Below are 17607 nucleotides of genomic sequence, written 5' to 3'. Positions count from 1 at the left end.
AATATTTTATCCTGTTTTGGGATATTGAGGGAAGTGATACCAAAGTTAACCTACCTAGTTCCGCTTTTTTGCCCAAAAAATGTAGTTACCCAATCCCATCATAGCGATATCTCAGTCACAGCAATATTACCGCCAAAACAGACATCAACATCAGTTCCCGCCGCCCGATCGCGATTCCCATATTCTCCGACATAATAAAAATATTCTCCCTCCCTTTTGTACTCAACCGGCAGCGGCTCAGTCGAAGGCTTGCAAAACACAATTTCCGGTTCCGCACTTCCCGGCGCTAAATGTGGCAAATTCACATTCCAGAAACACCCAGGCTTCGATTCCCGATTGAGCAAATCCGCCAACACCCGCGATGTCCAGCGAGTCGCGACATCCCAGTCAATTTCCAGCGGCCTTTTAATTCTATGGGAAATTGCGATGCCCGGAATACCGTGCATTGCAGCTTCCCGCACAGCCGCAACCGTACCCGAAATATACACGTCAACCCCCAAATTGCCACCCGCGTTAATACCCGAAAGCACCAAATCCGGCTTCGCACAAACGTGATGAAAAGCAATACGCACGCAGTCTGCCGGTGTTCCCCCTACAGCATACTCAAATTCCGATCGCCGATCGACATGAATCGGACTGTGAGCCGTCACTTGATGCCCGCAGCCCGACAATTGCCCCTGCGGAGCCACCATAATTGTTTTGCCTTCTACAGCCTGCAAAAGTGCCTGAATCCCCGGAGCGTCGATGCCGTCGTCGTTGGTTAAAATTATCGTCATTAAAAATGTGTCGGTTTTATAGAACCGATTTGAGAGCGCAGAGGCTGGCAACTTTCTGGTAGCTCTAGCCCAAACTGGTTGTTGGTTGGTGGCGATCGTCAGTATGAGCATTGCCACTCATTTATATCATGGCATTAATTGAACAGTTGCCCCAGAAATGTGGCGCGCCACATTTTAGCCCAGCCGCATCTTGATGTGTCAGTTAAAGCGACTTGTTAGGCTTGCCGCAGTGCAGCATTCATGACATCAGTGTCGATGCAAACATCTAATCACATCATTTTTTCCTCGGCTCTCCCGGATGCTTGGTATCAAATGTAGCCCATGATACTTAGTATCTAAAAGCTGAATGTTGAAACCGTCGATCGTGCTAAATTATTAGCTTAAGTTATCACCATAAGTACGAGAGAGCCGATAATAAGTTAATGTCGATTCCAATTGCGCTTTGACGCAGGGGAGGGGAGAATAGATATCAAATCTGGCGTTGCTTATTTACGGTATGAAATAAATAATTGAAAAATCCAGAAGCTTTGTAGACGCTGGTTTTTATGAATTGCATATTTAGCCTTTCATACCGTAAATCAGCAACGCCCAAATCTTTATCCAAGATAGTATCTAAGTTACAGTCCTCATTTCCCATTCATAAATCAAATACTTATCTACACTGTTACCATTATTACATCTCACCCCGGAGAATCACATGAGTGAACCAACTCAGAGCAATACCAAAGCAAGCTGTCCCCCAGTTCCTCAGTCGATTATGACCGCAAGTCGGGAAGAACTCGACAATGTTGAACTGGAGATTTTTGAAGGCCACTTACCAGACGACTTACAGGGTCACATCTTTTTCGTTGGGCCAGTGGGTACCGTGGAATCAGGCGGTCTTCCCTTTAAAGACGGAGACTCATTCTTAAATGGCGACGGCATGGTTTACCGACTTGATTTCAATCAAAAAGGTAAAGTAACTGTGAAGACACAGATTGCCAAGCCGCTAGATTACTATTTTGACGAGGCAACTAAGGGTACCCAGTTGGGATTTCGCAATCATGGCATCTTAAGGTTTTCCTTACTTCTGGGCGCTCGCAACGAGTTAAATACAGCGTTTCTGCCGGTAAAATTCTCTCAAGACGAATCTGAGCGACTGCTAGTAACTTATGACGCGGGTCGTCCTTATGAAATTAATACACATACCCTTGAGGTGATTACTCCAGTTGGGTCAAATAAAGAGTGGCGCCCTGAAATTAATCTGCCCTATCTCTTTCCACCCATTTTTAGTACCGCACATCCTGCCTTTGATACCTACACCCACGAAATGTTTGCGGTCAATTACGGCAGATCGTTAGAAAATTTTATTGATACCATTCCTTCCCTTGAGGCAGTAGACAAACTTTTTCCAGAAGTCCGTCAACTTTGGGAACGATTTAAAGGTTTAGAAGATTTCGTCTATCTGATTCGTTGGGATGGCATAAATCCTTTAGAGCGATGGACGCTTGTCAACCCCGATGGTTCGCCAGTCAGCATCAAGCAAACTATTCATCAGATTGGAGTAACCAAAGATTATGTTGTTTTGATGGATACATCCTTTAGTACTGGAATCGAACAAATACTCAACAATCCTTTTCCAGACCACAAGGAGCGAGAAAGAATTCTCAGACAGTTGCTGGAAAGTCCGCCATCACCCGATTCAATCATCTATATTGTGAGCCGTAGTGACCTGGCAAAGGGACAACGCCCGGCCATGAATGAACCGGAAGTTAAAGTTGTCGTGCGGAAAGTGGTAGTTCCCCTCGAAGCTTCCCACTTTCTGGTGGACTATGACAATCCTGACGACAAAATTACGCTTCACATTTCTCATATTTGTGCTTGGGATGTTGCTGAATGGCTCCGCACGTATGACCTTTCTGCCTATCCACCCCACGATCCCGTGTCTTCTCCTTGGCCTGGGATGGAACTCAATCTGATGGATATTAGCCGCCTGGGACGCTATGTAATTGACGGCAAAAGCCAGGAGGAAGCACCCGTTGAATCAAAAGTTATTTCAGATCGAAGGTACACCTGGGGGCCATCGTTATACACCTATCTTGATAGACTCCCTTCGTCGGGTATGACTCCCGGAAAGTTAGATAATATTTACTGGAGTTCTTTTGGACTCTCGAAAAATCTGATGACCCAGTTCATGTGCGACCTCTTCAAAGACTATAAGTACCAGCAAGTGCCACAATCAAACCTGTTAAGCCTTGCTGAACAGGGTATACCACCTTGTTTGTTCCGACTGCAAACATGCTCGATGGAAATTGCCGATCAGTACCCGTTTCCTCCTGGCTATATGGTGAGTTCGCCACAGTTTATGCCGCGCCGTGGTAACCAAGGGAGTTCAACAGATGGTTATATTACTTGTAACGTTTTCACACCCGAAAGAAATGAAATCTGGATTTTCAAGGCAGATGCTTTAAGGCAGGGAGCAATATGCAAGCTTTACCATGAATCGCTCAACTTTGCATTTACATTACACACAGCTTGGTTACAACAAATAGGATCTCGTTTATCTGAATACAAAATCTCGCTGAAGGAAGATTACGAGGACTTAGCAAAGAACTTCCAATCTCCTCCAGAACTCGATAAAGAGATTCAGGATTTGTTTGCTAAAGAGTTGTACTCTCGCTTTGAAAGAGAGTAAAGATTTGATCCAGCCAGATTCTCCATGAATCTGGCTGGATATATAATAGTTTCTTAAAAGAAAAGGTAAAAATAATGATCGCCATTTCGGCCTACGAAATTAGAGAAAAGATTTACGACGGCATAAGAACCGTTGTTTATCGAGGTATAAGAAATCGAGATAGACAACCTGTTATTGTTAAAATCATAAAAGATGAACATCCTACCCTAGAACAAATCACAAATTTAAGGCAAGAGTTTATAATTACTCAAAATTTAGATTGTGAAGGGCTTGTCAAAACATACAGTTTAAACAACTATCAAAATAGTTATGCTCTGATATTAGAAGATTTTGGCGGTCAATCACTTGCTAATTTTATAGCGGCTAATAAACTGTCAATAACCGATTTTATAAGAGGCGCGATCGCTCTATCCGAAACTTTGAGCTATCTCCATCAAGTACCGATCATTCACAAAGACATTAAGCCCTCAAATATCATTATCAATCCAGCGACCGGAAAAGTAAAACTGACTGACTTTAGTATTTCATCGCGCTTGGAATTGAAAAACCAAAGCATTAGCAATCCCAACTTGCTAGAAGGGACTCTCGCTTATATGTCACCCGAACAAACGGGGAGGATGAATCGAGCCATTGACTATCGCACCGACTTCTATTCTTTGGGAGTGACTTTCTATGAAATGCTGACCAACCAGTTGCCATTTACTACCACCGATCCGATGGAGTTGGTTTACTGTCATATTGCCAAACAACCAGTCCCACCCAAAGAGGTAGCAGAAATTCCCCAAGCGGTTTCAGATATTGTGATAAAACTGTTAGCAAAAAATGCGGAAGACCGATATCAAAGTGCGGCGGGATTAAAATTTGACCTGGAAACTTGTTTGCAGCAATTGCAGACAACTGGCAAGATTGAAAACTTTCCCATCGGTCAACGCGATCGCGGCAACCAATTACTCATTCCCCAGAAGCTTTATGGCAGAGAAACCGAAGTCCAAACCCTTCTAGAGGCCTTTGGGCGAGTCAGCCTCGGTGCCACCGAGATGATGTTAGTTTCCGGTTATTCCGGGATTGGTAAAACTTCAATTGTCAATGAAGTTCATAAACCAATTGTAGCAGCGAGGGGGTATTTTATTGCGGGTAAATTTGACCAATTTAAGCGCAATATTCCCTATGCAGCTTTAATCCAAGCATTTCAAGAATTAGTCCGTCAACTATTAACCGAAAGTTCCGAACAGATTGCTATTTGGAAAGAAAACTTATTAAAAGCGCTAGGTACGAACGGTCAAGTTATTATTGATGTTATCCCCGAAGTCGAACTAATTATCGGTAAACAGCTTGAAGTTCCTCAACTGGGTTCATCGGAATCCCAAAACAGATTTAATCGGGTATTTCAACAATTTATTCGAGTTTTTTGTCAACCAGAACACCCGCTAGTCATATTCCTAGACGATTTGCAGTGGGCAGATTCGGCATCTCTAAAGTTAATCCAACTTTTGGCAACCGATCCAGATAACAAATATTTGTTAACGATTGGAGCTTATCGAGATAACGAAGTCAGTCCCGTGCATCCTTTAATTCAGACCATAGAAAAAATTCAAGAAACTGCAACGGTGGTGAATAATATCACCATTCAGGCCCTGGCTTTGGATAGCGTCAACCAATTAATCGCCGACACTCTCGATGCCAGCGTAAAGTCAGACAAAATTAAAGTTTTTTCTGAATTACTTTTTAATAAAACCCAAGGCAATCCATTTTTCTTGACACAGCTACTCAAAACCCTGTACTCGGAAAATCTGCTGGTTTATCAAGTAGATACAGACCGCTGGGAATGGAATATTCAACAAATCCAAGCCATTGGCATCGCAGATTTCAATATTGTTGAACTGGTTGCCAGAAATATTCGTAAACTCCCAGAAGCAACGCAGAAAGCATTAAAACTAGCGGCTTGTATCGGCAACCAATTTAACTTAGAAGTTTTATCAATTGTCAATGAAGAATCTAACTTAGCGACTGCTGCTCATTTGTGGGAGGCAATGCAAGCTGGTTTGATTCTGCCACTGTCGGAAAATTACAAAATTCCTCTAGTCTTTGCCCAGGAAGAGTTGGCATCTGTACGGGATATCAAAGTTGACTACAAATTTTTGCACGACAGAGTGCAGCAAGCAGCTTATTCTTTGATTCCAGAGTCAGAGAAAAAATCCACTCACCTGAAAATTGGTCAACTGCTGCTGAATAATACAACGCCTCAAGAGCGAAAAGAAAATATTTTTGCTCTAGTTAACCAACTGAATTTTGGCACAGATTTGCTAACTAATCAGTCACAAAAAGATGAGTTAGCTGAATTAAACCTGATCGCCGGACAGAAAGCAAAAGCAGCGACTGCGTATGAAGCTGCTGTTAATTATTTGAATGTAGGTATAGAACTCCTGAGTCAAGATAGCTGGGAAAGTAGATACGATCTGACATTTAATTTTTATCTGGAAGCGGCCGAAGCCGAATATCTCAATGCCAATTTAGAACGAGCTGGGCTCTTGTGCGATCGCGCTCTGCAAACCGCCAAAACTACCCTTGAAAAAGTTAAATTATACGATCTAAAAATTAGATTTGAAATTGCTAAAAACCAGATTAAATCTGCGTTAGATACCGGACTGCAAGTTCTAGAAATACTAGGAGTATCCCTAGCTGAATCAGCTCCGCAAAACTTAAATTTTGAAGAGTTAACTAACCTGCCAAGAATGACTGCTCCCTACAAGCTAGCGGCAATGCAAATTTTAATTCTTATATGGCCTCCTGCTTGTTTTGGATCGAGCGCAATGGCACTACCGATTCTATATACTATGATTGAACTCTCGATTCAGTATGGAAATTCGTTGCTTTCTACTTACGCTTATTCTATGTATGGTTCGCTCATATCTTGGCTAATACCAGATATAGATTCTGCCTATCAACTGAGTCAAATATCTTTGCAGTTATTGGAGCGGTCAAATGCAAAAGAGTTTTTATCTAAAGTATTCGTTAATATTTTTATCAGTATTCACCATCAAAAAAAGCCTTTGGCAACCACTATAGAACCCTTGCTTCAAGCAATTAATAACGGCTTAGAAGTCGGTGATATAGAATATGCTTGTCATGCTGCTGATTACTACTGCTCGCATCTATTTTTCAAGGGAGAGCATCTGGATTATGTGCAAGCGAAACAAAAACACTATAGCGATTTAACAGCTAATCTTTCCCAAGAACATCAGCTTTATCTCATCAAAATTATCGGTCAATTAGTGGCAAATTTAATGGGTCAAGCACACAATAAATTGCTATTAATTGGCGATTTATTAGATGAGAAAGAAACAATTGCATATCTTCAAAAAATTAATAATACAATTGCCTTGTTTAGAGTGTTTTTTGCTAAAACCATGCTTTGCTATTTATTTAAAGATTATGCAAGAGCTATAGATTATGGTGTTACAGGAGTCAATTATTCAACAATTATCCAAGCTAACTTTAGCTTTACCGAACATATTTTTTACTATTCTTTGGCTCTTTTAGCTCAGTATTTTCAGGAAACCGAGTCAAAGCAGCAACATTACTTAAAGCAAGTAGAAGAAAATCAGGAAAAAATGAAATATCGGGCTTCCCATTGCCCAATGAATTACCAACACAAGTATGACTTAGTAGAAGCAGAAAAAGCCCGCGTATTGGGGCAATCTCTCTCAGCAATGGAATATTACGACCGGGCGATTGATGGAGCCAAGGAAAATGGATATGTGCAGGATGAAGCCCTCGCCAATGAACTCGCAGCAGAATTTTATTTAACTTTAGGTCGTCAGAAAGTAGCGCGTACCTATTTAATTGACGCTTACTATGCTTATATTCGCTGGGGAGCAAAGGCAAAAGTTAAAGATTTAGAAGAGCGCCATGCTGAATTACTCGCACCTATCGTCGGTAGGAAAAAGAGCCTGACGAGTGGAAGAGACGAAATGATTGTTCAGACCAGAACCACTGTCACTTCTACCAGTTCAGGTGCTGCAAACGAGCTGGATTTATCAACAATTATCAAAGCCTCCCAAGCGCTTTCAGGGAAAGTTCATCTGGATGAATTGCTCTCGAATTTGATGCAAGTCTTGCTGGAAAACGCAGGAGCAGAAAAATTTTATTTCCTCATACCTGAACCAGCAGGTAAGTGGAAAATTGAAGCTCAATATACGGGTGAACGATGTCAATTAATCTCCAAGTCAGCGACTGAAAGTCAAGAGATTCCTATCTCGCTGGTTAATTATGTAGCACGCACGCAAGAAACTCTTGCGATCGATGATGCAACGAATAAAAGCAGGTTTGCATCTGACCCGTATATTATTCAGCAGCGACCTAAATCTATCTTGTGTAGCCCCCTGATTAACCAAGGTAAATTGGTAGGCATCTTATACCTAGAAAATAATTTAACAGCGGGGGCTTTTACGCGCGATCGCCTAGAAGTCCTCAACATAATTTCCGCCCAAGCTGCGATCTCCATTGAAAATGCCCGCCTCTATCAAACTTTAGAAGAAAAAGTGCAACAACGCACCGCCCAACTCGCCGAAGCAAACCAGGAAATTAGCGCCCTAAACTACAAACTTAAAGCCGAAAACATCCGCCTCAGTGCTGAGTTGGAAGTCACCAAACGACTGCAACAAATGATCTTGCCCAAACAATCAGAACTAGATCAAATTAAAGGATTAGAAATTGCTGGATATATGCAGCCTGCCGATGAAGTTGGTGGCGACTACTACGACGTGCTAACCCAAAATGATCAGGTAAAAATTAGCATCGGCGATGTTACGGGACATGGTTTAGAAAGTGGCGTATTAATGATTATGGCGCAAACCGCCGTCCGCACTCTCCAACAAATGAACGAAACCGATCCGGTGAAGTTTCTTGATGTGTTAAACCGCACCCTTTATGCCAATATCGAGCGCATTGAGTCGTCTAAAAATATGACCTTGGCTTTGTTAGATTATCAAGATAGTAACCTCACCATCAGCGGTCAACATGAAGAAATAATTGTAGTCCGTACTGATGGTAACATCGAACTGATCGATACAATGGAACTCGGCTTTCCTCTGGGATTAGAGGAAGATATTTCTGGTTTTGTTTCCCAAGTTCAAGTGCATCTTAATCCAGGGGATATAGTAGTGCTTTACACAGATGGAATTACCGAAGCTATAAATATAAATCGAGTGTATTACGGCATAGAAAGATTGTGCCAAGTGGCGAAAGAAAATCGCCACAAAACAGTTGAAGAAATTCGACAAGCAGTAATTGATGATGTGCGGCAACATATTGACAAGCAGAAAGTTTTTGACGACATTACGTTGGTAGTCCTAAAACAGAAATAACGCAAGTTGGTAATTGGTAATTGGTAATTAATCATATCAAGTCCGTTTGCACCGTCCTGGGTATAGTGGGGGTGTAGTCGATCGAGAGTGCGATCGCACAGTTATGGGCCAGTGCGTCTTGTCATCGGACCACATTTTTCCGTCGAAGAACTAATACCATTTTGCAAAATAAGTGCTACATAGAACTCCCCCTTATTAAGGGGGGGCTAGAACTTCATAAATTGGTCGATCGCCCTAATTACCGCAAACATTCACCTAAAATCCCAAAATCCCCAAAAATAGCAACCTAGTTGTGGTAAAGTTTTGTGTCGATTGCTCTGTCAAGACAATCCGCAAGTTCAGTTAGACGCGATCGCAGCTATGTTTTTGTTACCAATTCTACCCTTAGCTCAAGCAATCCCCACAAGTCCCGCCCAAGAACTGATCATCCAGCCAGAAGTACCGCTACCGGAAAACGAACGGGATGTGCCACCACCCGTGAGAACCGCCCCGCTGAACACTGTGTTGCAGCCCCAGCAAGTGCGCGTTTTGCCGGGAAAACTCGACAACATTCCCGTTTTCAACAGCAACAGCCCGGAAGTTGTGCAAACCGAAGGCATTTTGCTCTCCACATTTCCCCAAGAAGGCAAACAAGTACCTTCTGCACACTTAAACTTTCCCTTCAAAGGTCGATTTGATATCTTCGCCCACCACATCGCCAAAGCTAAAAATCGCCGGGAAACTCGCACCTTATTTCAAGGAATAATTGTCTACAATCCCAACTCGGAACCTGTTACTTTAAAAGTATTGCAAGGAGCTACCTATTTAACTCGCCCGGATGCGTTGTTTGTCGATTTGCCCTCGTATTTAGAAAATCGATTCGGCACGGTGTTTGCGGGGCCTGGAAGCCGGATTACGAGCGATGTGCTGCGGGGGTACAGACAAAGCATTTTGCCGGCGGAGATCGAGATTCCGGCCATGCAGAGCCGAATGCTGATGAATTTGCCGATACCTGTGGGGAATGTTACGCCTGCTTCCAACGGGCGATCGACTTTAATGCGAATGTCGAGCAGCAATTCGGTTTATGTTGCTAGTTTAGCAATGTTTGCTCCTCAAACTAAAAATGGAGTCGAACAATCTCCGACTTTAGAAGAGTGGGAAAATATTTTAAATACCAAAGGTTTAGCGGGGCCGAGAGATTTGGCGCCAACTCCGCCAGACGAAAATCCGCTGCAAAAAATTTACGGGCGCGTGGCGGGAGTAGCTGAAGGTTCTGAGTGGAAAGCTAAAATTACTGACAATTCGAGAACCGATTATTTAACGATTCCTAAGCGCGGCGAGTCATTTTCCTATGCTTTTAGCACTACTGATACGGGTACTTTTGGCACTGGCCAAGTTCAAAGCGCTAAAATGTTAGCTCGCTATCCCGATACTTCTTATTTTGCTCACGGGAATTACGGGATTCAATACAACTTAACTTTTCCGCTTTATAACAAATCTCGCGAGTCTCAATCGGTGAGTATTAGAATGCAAACACCGATTAAATCAAATACAAAATCGGGTGGATTGATGTTTTACGATCCGCCGGAAAATCGGATATTTTTCCGAGGTACGCTGCGGGTGATGTTTAATGATGATACGGGGAAAACTTTGACGCGCTACATTCACATCGTGCAGCGTCGCGGACAGCAGGGGGAACCTTTGGTGAATGTGAATATGAAGCCGGGGGAACGCCGTTTGGTGCAGGTGGATTTCTTGTATCCGCCGGATGCGACTCCGCCGCAAGTCTTGACTGTGCGATCGAGTCAGTAGTCAGTTGACAGTTGACAGTTGACAGTTGACAGTTGATAGTTGTCAGTTGACAGTTGACAGTTGTCATTGGTCATTGGTTATTGGTTATTAGTTGCGATCTCAAATCCGCTGATATCGGAATGATATTCGAGTGCTGTCCCCGTTCGCGATCGCAATGATACCAAGAAGTAGGGTGCGGAGCGAATAATCAGATTTTTGCTCTTTTACTCACAATCTCACAACTGACGCACCCTACCGCTAAAATCCTCACTAATAACTAATAACTAATGACTAATGACTACTGACTACTGACTACTGACTACTGATTAAAGCGTCAAAGATTGAGGATTTGTCTCAATCAATTTGGCTAAATCTTGCAAGAAAGATGCAGCGTCAGCACCGTAAATAATCCGGTGATCGCAGGTAATATTTACTTGCATTTGGCGCTTCACTCCCATCAAACCATCTTCGTTGGCTACCACTTGCGGCCGCGAAGAGCCGATCGCCAAAATCGAGCCTTGATTCGGGGGCAAAATCGCGTCAAACTTATCTACTCCATACATTCCCAAATTGGAAAGAGTAAAAGTTCCCGTGCTGTATTCGTCAGGTTTTAGCTGTTTGGCGCGGGCGCGATCGACTAAATCCTTCCAACTACGGGAGAGAGAATATATGTCGAGGCGATCGGCATTTTGCAACACCGGCGTAATCAAACCGCCGCCATCCATCGCCACCGCTACCGCCACATTAATATCAGCCCGGTGTTGAATTCCCGACTCCACATAACAAGCATTCAGCAGAGGATGTTTTTGTAAAGTTACTGCTACTGCTTTTGCCAGCATAGCCGTCATCGTGACGCCTTTCGACTTAATTTGTTTGTAGAGTTTGTCGAGATTGTCAGTAGTAATTGTATAGCCGACGCGGAAACAGGGCACGCTCAAACTTGCTTCCATATTGCGCACTACCGCATTTTGCAGCGCGTTCATCGGTACTCTGTTACCGGAAAGCGCCACTGCTGGGACTGGTGCGGGTGCGGGTTTCGCTGCTGCGGGTTTCGCTGCTGCGGGTGCTGCGGCTGCGGGTGTTGCGGGGACTGTGACTGGTTGCTGAACCGGAGCGGGTTGGGCTTTACCTGCTGCTGCTTCCACATCTTCTGCAACAATGCGACCGTTGGGGCCGCTGCCTTTGATCGAATTCAAATCTACTTTAAATTCTTTGGCTAACTTGCGAGCACGGGGAGAAACAATGCTGCGGCCGTTTTGGCGGCTGACGTTTTGCTGCAAACCTGCTGATGCGGTAGCTGCGACAGGGGCTGGGGCTGCTGGGGCTGCGGCTGCGGCTGCGGTTGCGCCGGCTCCTTGTTTCTGAGCTTCTGCAATTTCGGCTTCTGTTTCTGCGACAAGGGCGATCGCAGCTCCCACTGGAGCAACTTCGCCGGCTTGTACAATAATTATTGCTAGATAGCCTTCGTAGAAAGACTCGACATCCATGTCGGCTTTGTCGGATTCAACCACGACTACGGTTTCGCCCTTTTCTACTTTGTCGCCAGCGGATTTGACCCAGGAAACAATTTTGCCCTCTGTCATGGTAGAGCTCAGGGCTGGCATGAAAACTTCGCGAATCATCTGTAAAAAGTCCTTGTGAGTTGGTAATTGGCGATCGGTATTTGGCGATTGATAATTGGCGATCGGCAATCGGCAATAGTTATTATTATGCCAGCCTCTAGTCCGAAGATGTGGGGCCATCAACTCAAAATTACCTACCAATTACCAATTACCAATTACCAATTACCAATTTCTAAGTTCTAAATATCACCTCGAATTTCTTCGACAATGCCGTCGCGGAGCAGAACTTCTACTTGCATTTTTTGAATCAAGTTTTCTCCCAGCCCAACGGTGAACGTGCCGTCAATTTGACCTTGACTCACTTCTTGTTCGAGGTCTAGCACCTGCACTTGCTGAAGCTGTTGCAGGTTTTGATTTTTCTGTTCTAGCAGTTCACTCTTTCTTTGATTTACCTGCACTTGAATGTTTTCTATTTGCTGCATTACTTGCGGGCCGGGGGGTTGCAGGTTTTGCTTTTGGATTTCTGAAACCATCCGCTGCCCTTGCATTTCTAGCTGTTGTAGCTGAGAATCTATTTGATTGATTTGTGCTTGTAGTTGCTGTTGAGCTTCTTCTTTCCAGCGGGGAGTAACGACGACTTTAACGTTAATCGATCGCTTCAAGAGTAATTGTGCTTCCATAAATTTGTTGCTTGTCAATTGGGAATTAGGAATTAGTCGTTAGTCATTAATCATTAGTCATTAGTCATTAGTTGATAAACATTAGTTGATAAACATTTCCTCATGACTGAGGACTAATGACTCAGGACTAATGACTCAGGACTGAGGATTAAGGACTGAGGACTGAGGACTGAGGACTGGGACTCGCGACTCGGGTGTTGGGATAATTTTTGCTTTTCCATTCCCCAAGTCCTGCGAATATTTTCAAAACATCCCGTCAATCATATCGCGGTAGTGTTCAGTCAGAACCGGGCGCTTAATTTTCAGGGTCTGGGTCAACATTCCATTTTCCATCGAAAACGGCTCCTGAATCAACCGGAACGGGCCAATGCGATCGTCCGCGCGGTATCCGGGGCGATTTTTCACCTCCCGGTTCAACTCTTGGCGGAATAAGTCTTGAATTGTCTTGCTATTCCAGTCAATTTCCTGTATTGGCGGACTCTGAGTTTCGCCCCATTTGAGTAGGGCTTCTGAATTGGGGACAATTAAGGCGCCGATCGATTTTTGGTCTTGGCCTACTACGATAATTTGGTCGATGTAGGGGCTGCGGATGCAGGCATCTTCGATCGGCTGCGGTTCGATGTTTTCGCCGTTGCTGAGGACGATCGTATCTTTGGCCCGCCCAGTCAAAACTAAGTCGTTTCCCGGTGTCAGCCAGCCTAAATCGCCAGTGTCAAACCAGCCGTCGGAGTCGATCGCCTTAGCAGTAGCTTCGGGATTAAGATAATATCCTGCCATGATTTGCGGCCCGCGACCCAATACTAAACCGCGCTGGCCTGTGGGCAGTTGCTGTCTGGTTTCGGGATCTACTATTTTAATCTCGGTATGGGCGATCGGCTGTCCCGCCGAACCTTTAAGATTGTGCCAAGGGCGGCGGACAGTCAAAACTGGGGATGTTTCAGTTAAACCGTACCCCACCAACAAACCAATATTTGCGATTTCAAAGAAATTGTCTAAATGCGCGGCCAAAGAACCGCCACCGCTAATCGCCCACTTAAAACGTCCTCCCGTAGCTTCCCTGACTTTTTGGTAAACCAGTTTTTCGGCGAGGGCGTGCACGGGAGATAATAGAATGCTTTTGATGCGGGCGATAAATTTTTCCGAAGCAGAAGCTGGTTTCAAACTGAGAGTTAATCCTTGGAAAATGCGGCGGGCCTCGATGTATTGCTGGCTGGCAGATAACAGGAAATTTACCAATTTTTGTTTGTTGGCTGGCTGTTCCCGAAATTGCTTTTGTACTGCCTCGTAAATCGATTCCCAGATGCGCGGAACGCTAATCATGTACTGAGGTTTGCAAGTTTTAAAATCTTGTTTGAAATAGCGAATACTGGTGTAAATTTGCGTGCATCCTTGGGAAAGCAGGAAGTATTCGACTGTGCGTTCGTAGGCGTGCCAACTGGGGAGAATGCTGAGTGCAGAGTCGCCCGGTTCGGGCTGGAGAATTGTGCCGAAGGTGGTGACTTGGTGCAGCAGGTTGCCGTGAGTCAGCATGACGCCTTTGGGTTTGCCGGTGGTGCCGCTGGTGTAGAGGAGGGTGGCGAGGGTTTGCTGGTTGTGGTTGGCGGGTTTGAGGGGGCGGTTGGCGCCGGTGGCCATGACTTGGGAAAATTTGACTGTGTTGAGGGTTTGGCTGGTTTCTGGTTCTTCGTCGGAGAGGAGGACGATGAGTTGGATGGGCAAATCGGGGAGGCGGGCTTGCAGTTTTTTGAGTAATGCCAGGTTTTCGACTATTAAGGCGGTACTGCCGCTGTCTTGGATGATGTAAAGGAGTTCTTCGGGGTCGGCGGTGGCGCCTCGAACGGCGTTGGCTGCCCCGGCCATCATGATGCCTTGGTCGGCTATCAGCCAGCGGGGGCTGTTGTCGGCGAAGAGGGCGACGCGGGGAGGGATTGCTTCTTCGGGATTGGATTCGATTCCGAGGGCTTGCAAGCCACTGGCGAATTGTTGAATTTGTTGGTAAAGGTCGCTGTAGGTAAACTTGATTTCGGGCTGGCTGTGGGGATCGTGGAGGGCGACGGTTTGGGGAAATCGCTGTTTGACGATCGCCCAAATTTCTGGTATCGATCGAATGGAACTATAGTCGATCGTGCGGCTGAGGTTGGCGCGTTCAATGTCACTCATTTGAGAGGGGGCGTCAGGGGCGGGGCGGTTCATAGGGTATTTTCCTTGGTTTTGGGAGATAAAATTATTGGGTACAAGTTTAATATCAGAGCTATTTTAGAACTTTGTGGCAGTCTCGTGACAGTTGGGAAACCTGCCGTTGTCTATTCAGAAAATTAGGGATATCAGATGATGAGATTTATAGTTGGACAGAAACAGATTAATTTATCAAGGTTGATAGTATTTGCTTTGAGTGCGATCGTAGCATTGTCTGGAAATCTACTTTCCGCCGAAGTTGCACAGACGCAACCAGAAAATAGTAGACGAACATTTGCTGATTGGTGTCGCCAGAAAGCTGATTTGAGTCCTGAAACTAAACATACAGTTGATGTGTTGTTGAAGGAAGCAGGGACTACTGATTGCGATTTGGGCGATCGGAAACTTTCTGTTCTCACGGAACTAAACCTCTACAAAAATCAAATCAGTGACATCAAACCGCTAGCATCTTTGACTAAACTGACTGCGATCGAACTCTGGAACAATCAAATTAGCGATCTCAAACCCCTAGCATCCTTGACTACATTGACTCGGCTCTACCTCCACAACAATCAAATCAAGGACATCCAACCGCTAGCATCCTTGACTCACCTGACCGATCTCTTCCTCTACAACAATCAAATCAAGGACATCCAACCGCTAGCATCCTTGACTCACCTGATTAGGCTCCAACTCGAAAACAATCAAATCAGGGACATCCAACCGCTAGCATCCTTGACTCACCTGACTGATCTCGGCCTCCTCAAAAATCAAATCAGCGATATCAAACCGCTAGAATCTTTGACTAAACTGACTGAACTGGGGCTCACCAAAAATCAAATCAGCGACATCAAACCGTTAGCATCCTTGACTAACCTGACTGATCTCTACCTCGGCGACAATAAAATCAACGACATCAAACCGCTAGCATCCTTGACTAACCTGACTGGGCTCGGCCTCGGCGAAAATCAAATCAACGACATTAAACCGCTAGCATCCTTGACTAACCTGATTATTCTTGACCTCGATAACAATCAAATCAGGGACATCAAACCGCTAGCATCTTTGACTAACCTGACTGCTCTCTTCCTCGATAACAATCAAATCAACGACATCAAACCGGTAGCATCCTTGAGTAACCTGACTTGGCTCGGCCTCATCAACAATCAAATCAGTGACATCAAACCGCTAGTATCCTTGACTAACCTGACCAATCTCTACCTCGGCGACAATCCGATCGCACCCAAAACTTGCCCTCTCAAACCAGAGTCTATCTGTAAGTGGGAACCACCAAACACTTAGGCGATTTGTTACAATCGAGATAGCCAGAAATTTAAAAAACAATTGTTTACTTATCATGCCCACTGTTAAAATTGAAGCCCAAATCTCAGCCTTAGATTTACTTCAAGCTGTTCAGCAATTAAGTCAACCTGAATTAGAGCAATTTGTGGAGCAATTTATTCAATTACGTGCTCAAAATATTGCTCCTAGCTTGCCAAAAAAAGAGTCAGAATTGTTGATAAAAATCAATCAAGGTTTGCCTGAAGAATTGCAAGGTTTATATCAAAAATTAATTGACAAGCGCGATCGAGAAACTTTAACAGAATCAGAGTACCAACAACTATTAGAATCAACTGAGCAAGTAGAAAAGTATCAAGCTCAACGCTTAGAATATTTAACTCAATTAGCTCAAATACGTCAAATATCTCTTACCAAGTTAATTACACAAATGGGGCTTAAACCAATTAACAATGACTGATAGCAAACTTACTCTTCAACTCAAACAAGAAGTTAGATCGAGAGCAAAAAATTACTTTGAATATTGCTATTCTCAGGAAAAATTTGCTACCCACACTTTTTCTGTCGAGCATATTCAACCTTTAAGTAAAGGTGGTGACAGCAAGCTTGATAATTTAGCATTATCCTGTCAAGGATGTAACAACTATAAATACAACAAAACTGAAGGGAAAGATCCTATGACTGGATCTACGGTCGATCTTTATCATCCCCGACAACAAAATTGGCAAGAACATTTGAGTTGGAATCAAGATTATACTCTAATTATTGGTTTGACAACCATAGGAAGGGCTACGGTTGAAATTTTACGCTTAAATCGAGAAGGTTTAGTTAATCTACGACGTATTCTCTATGCAATGGGAGAACATCCTCCTGTATGAACTCGCCACTCATCAATGCCATCCCAGAGTTCAGAAATAGGATGAACTTTGCCTTCTTTAACTTGCTGCATAGAGTTGCGGAGGCTGGCTAGTATGAGTTCGGCAGGTTCGTCATCGGGATCTGCTGGCGGGGTGACGATATTGCGAGCGATTAATATTTGGTATAAATCGTCCGCTGAAATTTTAGCGAGTTGAGCGGCTTTATCTAGACGGAGGCTGTGTTGTTGATAAAGTCCGATCGCCAATTCTATCATCACATCGGCTTCAGTCAGGGGCAAATTGTCGGGAAGGTCGATCGTAATTTGCATGATTTAAGGTACTTTTTAATTTCTAGTTTATCTTTAAGTTTCACAATTTGACAATCCTACCAGAGCGCAATTATTAGCTAAATCTGCCAATTCTTGCCAAGTGTGAAAGGAAAAGTAGC

At 44.1% G+C, this 17607-nt stretch carries 11 protein-coding genes; 6 read left to right on the top strand and 5 right to left on the bottom strand.

What is annotated here, in order from left to right; all coding sequences use genetic code 11:
• Positions 1-98: 98 nt before the first annotated feature.
• Positions 99-776, bottom strand: coding sequence for a 5'/3'-nucleotidase SurE (gene surE, locus QUB52_RS10585; RefSeq protein ID WP_332973630.1), 678 nt, complete (start codon positions 774-776; stop codon positions 99-101).
• A 697-nt stretch (positions 777-1473) separates the two neighbouring features.
• Between surE and QUB52_RS10580 the strand changes: the two genes are divergently transcribed.
• The 3 genes from QUB52_RS10580 (at position 1474) to QUB52_RS10570 (ending at position 10607) form a co-directional block, all read left to right on the top strand.
• Positions 1474-3450, top strand: a complete 1977-nt coding sequence (locus QUB52_RS10580; protein ID WP_332973608.1) for a carotenoid oxygenase family protein — start codon at positions 1474-1476, stop codon at positions 3448-3450.
• Positions 3451-3524: 74 nt separating this feature from the next.
• Positions 3525-8816: an AAA family ATPase gene (locus QUB52_RS10575; RefSeq protein ID WP_332973607.1), complete on the top strand. Its 5292-nt coding sequence runs from the start codon at positions 3525-3527 to the stop codon at positions 8814-8816.
• Between the two features lie 360 nt (positions 8817-9176).
• On the top strand, positions 9177-10607 hold the full coding sequence (locus tag QUB52_RS10570; protein ID WP_332973629.1) for a DUF3370 domain-containing protein: 1431 nt from the start codon (positions 9177-9179) through the stop codon (positions 10605-10607).
• A 305-nt stretch (positions 10608-10912) separates the two neighbouring features.
• On the opposite strand, the gene QUB52_RS10565 is transcribed toward QUB52_RS10570, so the two are convergent.
• The 3 genes from QUB52_RS10565 to QUB52_RS10555 all read right to left on the bottom strand — a co-directional run bounded on the left by QUB52_RS10565 (position 10913) and on the right by QUB52_RS10555 (position 15021).
• On the bottom strand, positions 10913-12208 hold the full coding sequence (locus tag QUB52_RS10565; protein ID WP_332973628.1) for a dihydrolipoamide acetyltransferase family protein: 1296 nt from the start codon (positions 12206-12208) through the stop codon (positions 10913-10915).
• Between the two features lie 179 nt (positions 12209-12387).
• Positions 12388-12828: a YlqD family protein gene (locus QUB52_RS10560; RefSeq protein ID WP_265236890.1), complete on the bottom strand. Its 441-nt coding sequence runs from the start codon at positions 12826-12828 to the stop codon at positions 12388-12390.
• Positions 12829-13071: 243 nt separating this feature from the next.
• A complete protein-coding gene (locus QUB52_RS10555; protein ID WP_332973606.1) occupies positions 13072-15021 on the bottom strand; it encodes an AMP-dependent synthetase/ligase in 1950 nt (649 codons plus the stop codon).
• A 135-nt stretch (positions 15022-15156) separates the two neighbouring features.
• On the opposite strand from QUB52_RS10555, the gene QUB52_RS10550 reads away from it, so the two are divergent.
• The 3 genes from QUB52_RS10550 to QUB52_RS10540 are packed head-to-tail and all read left to right on the top strand — an operon-like array spanning position 15157 to position 17180.
• Complete coding sequence (locus tag QUB52_RS10550; protein WP_332973605.1) at positions 15157-16305, top strand: leucine-rich repeat domain-containing protein; 1149 nt, start codon at positions 15157-15159, stop codon at positions 16303-16305.
• Between the two features lie 55 nt (positions 16306-16360).
• A complete protein-coding gene (locus tag QUB52_RS10545) occupies positions 16361-16762 on the top strand; it encodes an STAS/SEC14 domain-containing protein (RefSeq protein WP_332973604.1) in 402 nt (133 codons plus the stop codon).
• Complete coding sequence (locus QUB52_RS10540; protein ID WP_332973603.1) at positions 16755-17180, top strand: HNH endonuclease; 426 nt, start codon at positions 16755-16757, stop codon at positions 17178-17180. The genes QUB52_RS10545 and QUB52_RS10540 overlap by 8 nt, the downstream gene beginning before the upstream one ends.
• On the opposite strand, the gene QUB52_RS10535 is transcribed toward QUB52_RS10540, so the two are convergent.
• A complete protein-coding gene (locus QUB52_RS10535; RefSeq protein WP_332973602.1) occupies positions 17150-17488 on the bottom strand; it encodes a UPF0175 family protein in 339 nt (112 codons plus the stop codon). The two genes, QUB52_RS10540 and QUB52_RS10535, sit on opposite strands and share 31 nt — an antisense overlap.
• Positions 17489-17607: the final 119 nt, after the last annotated feature.

The sequence above is a fragment of the Microcoleus sp. A6-C6 genome (assembly GCF_036705955.1).
In the GTDB taxonomy this organism is placed as follows: domain Bacteria; phylum Cyanobacteriota; class Cyanobacteriia; order Cyanobacteriales; family Microcoleaceae; genus Microcoleus.
This window is presented reverse-complemented; position numbering and strand designations above follow the sequence as displayed.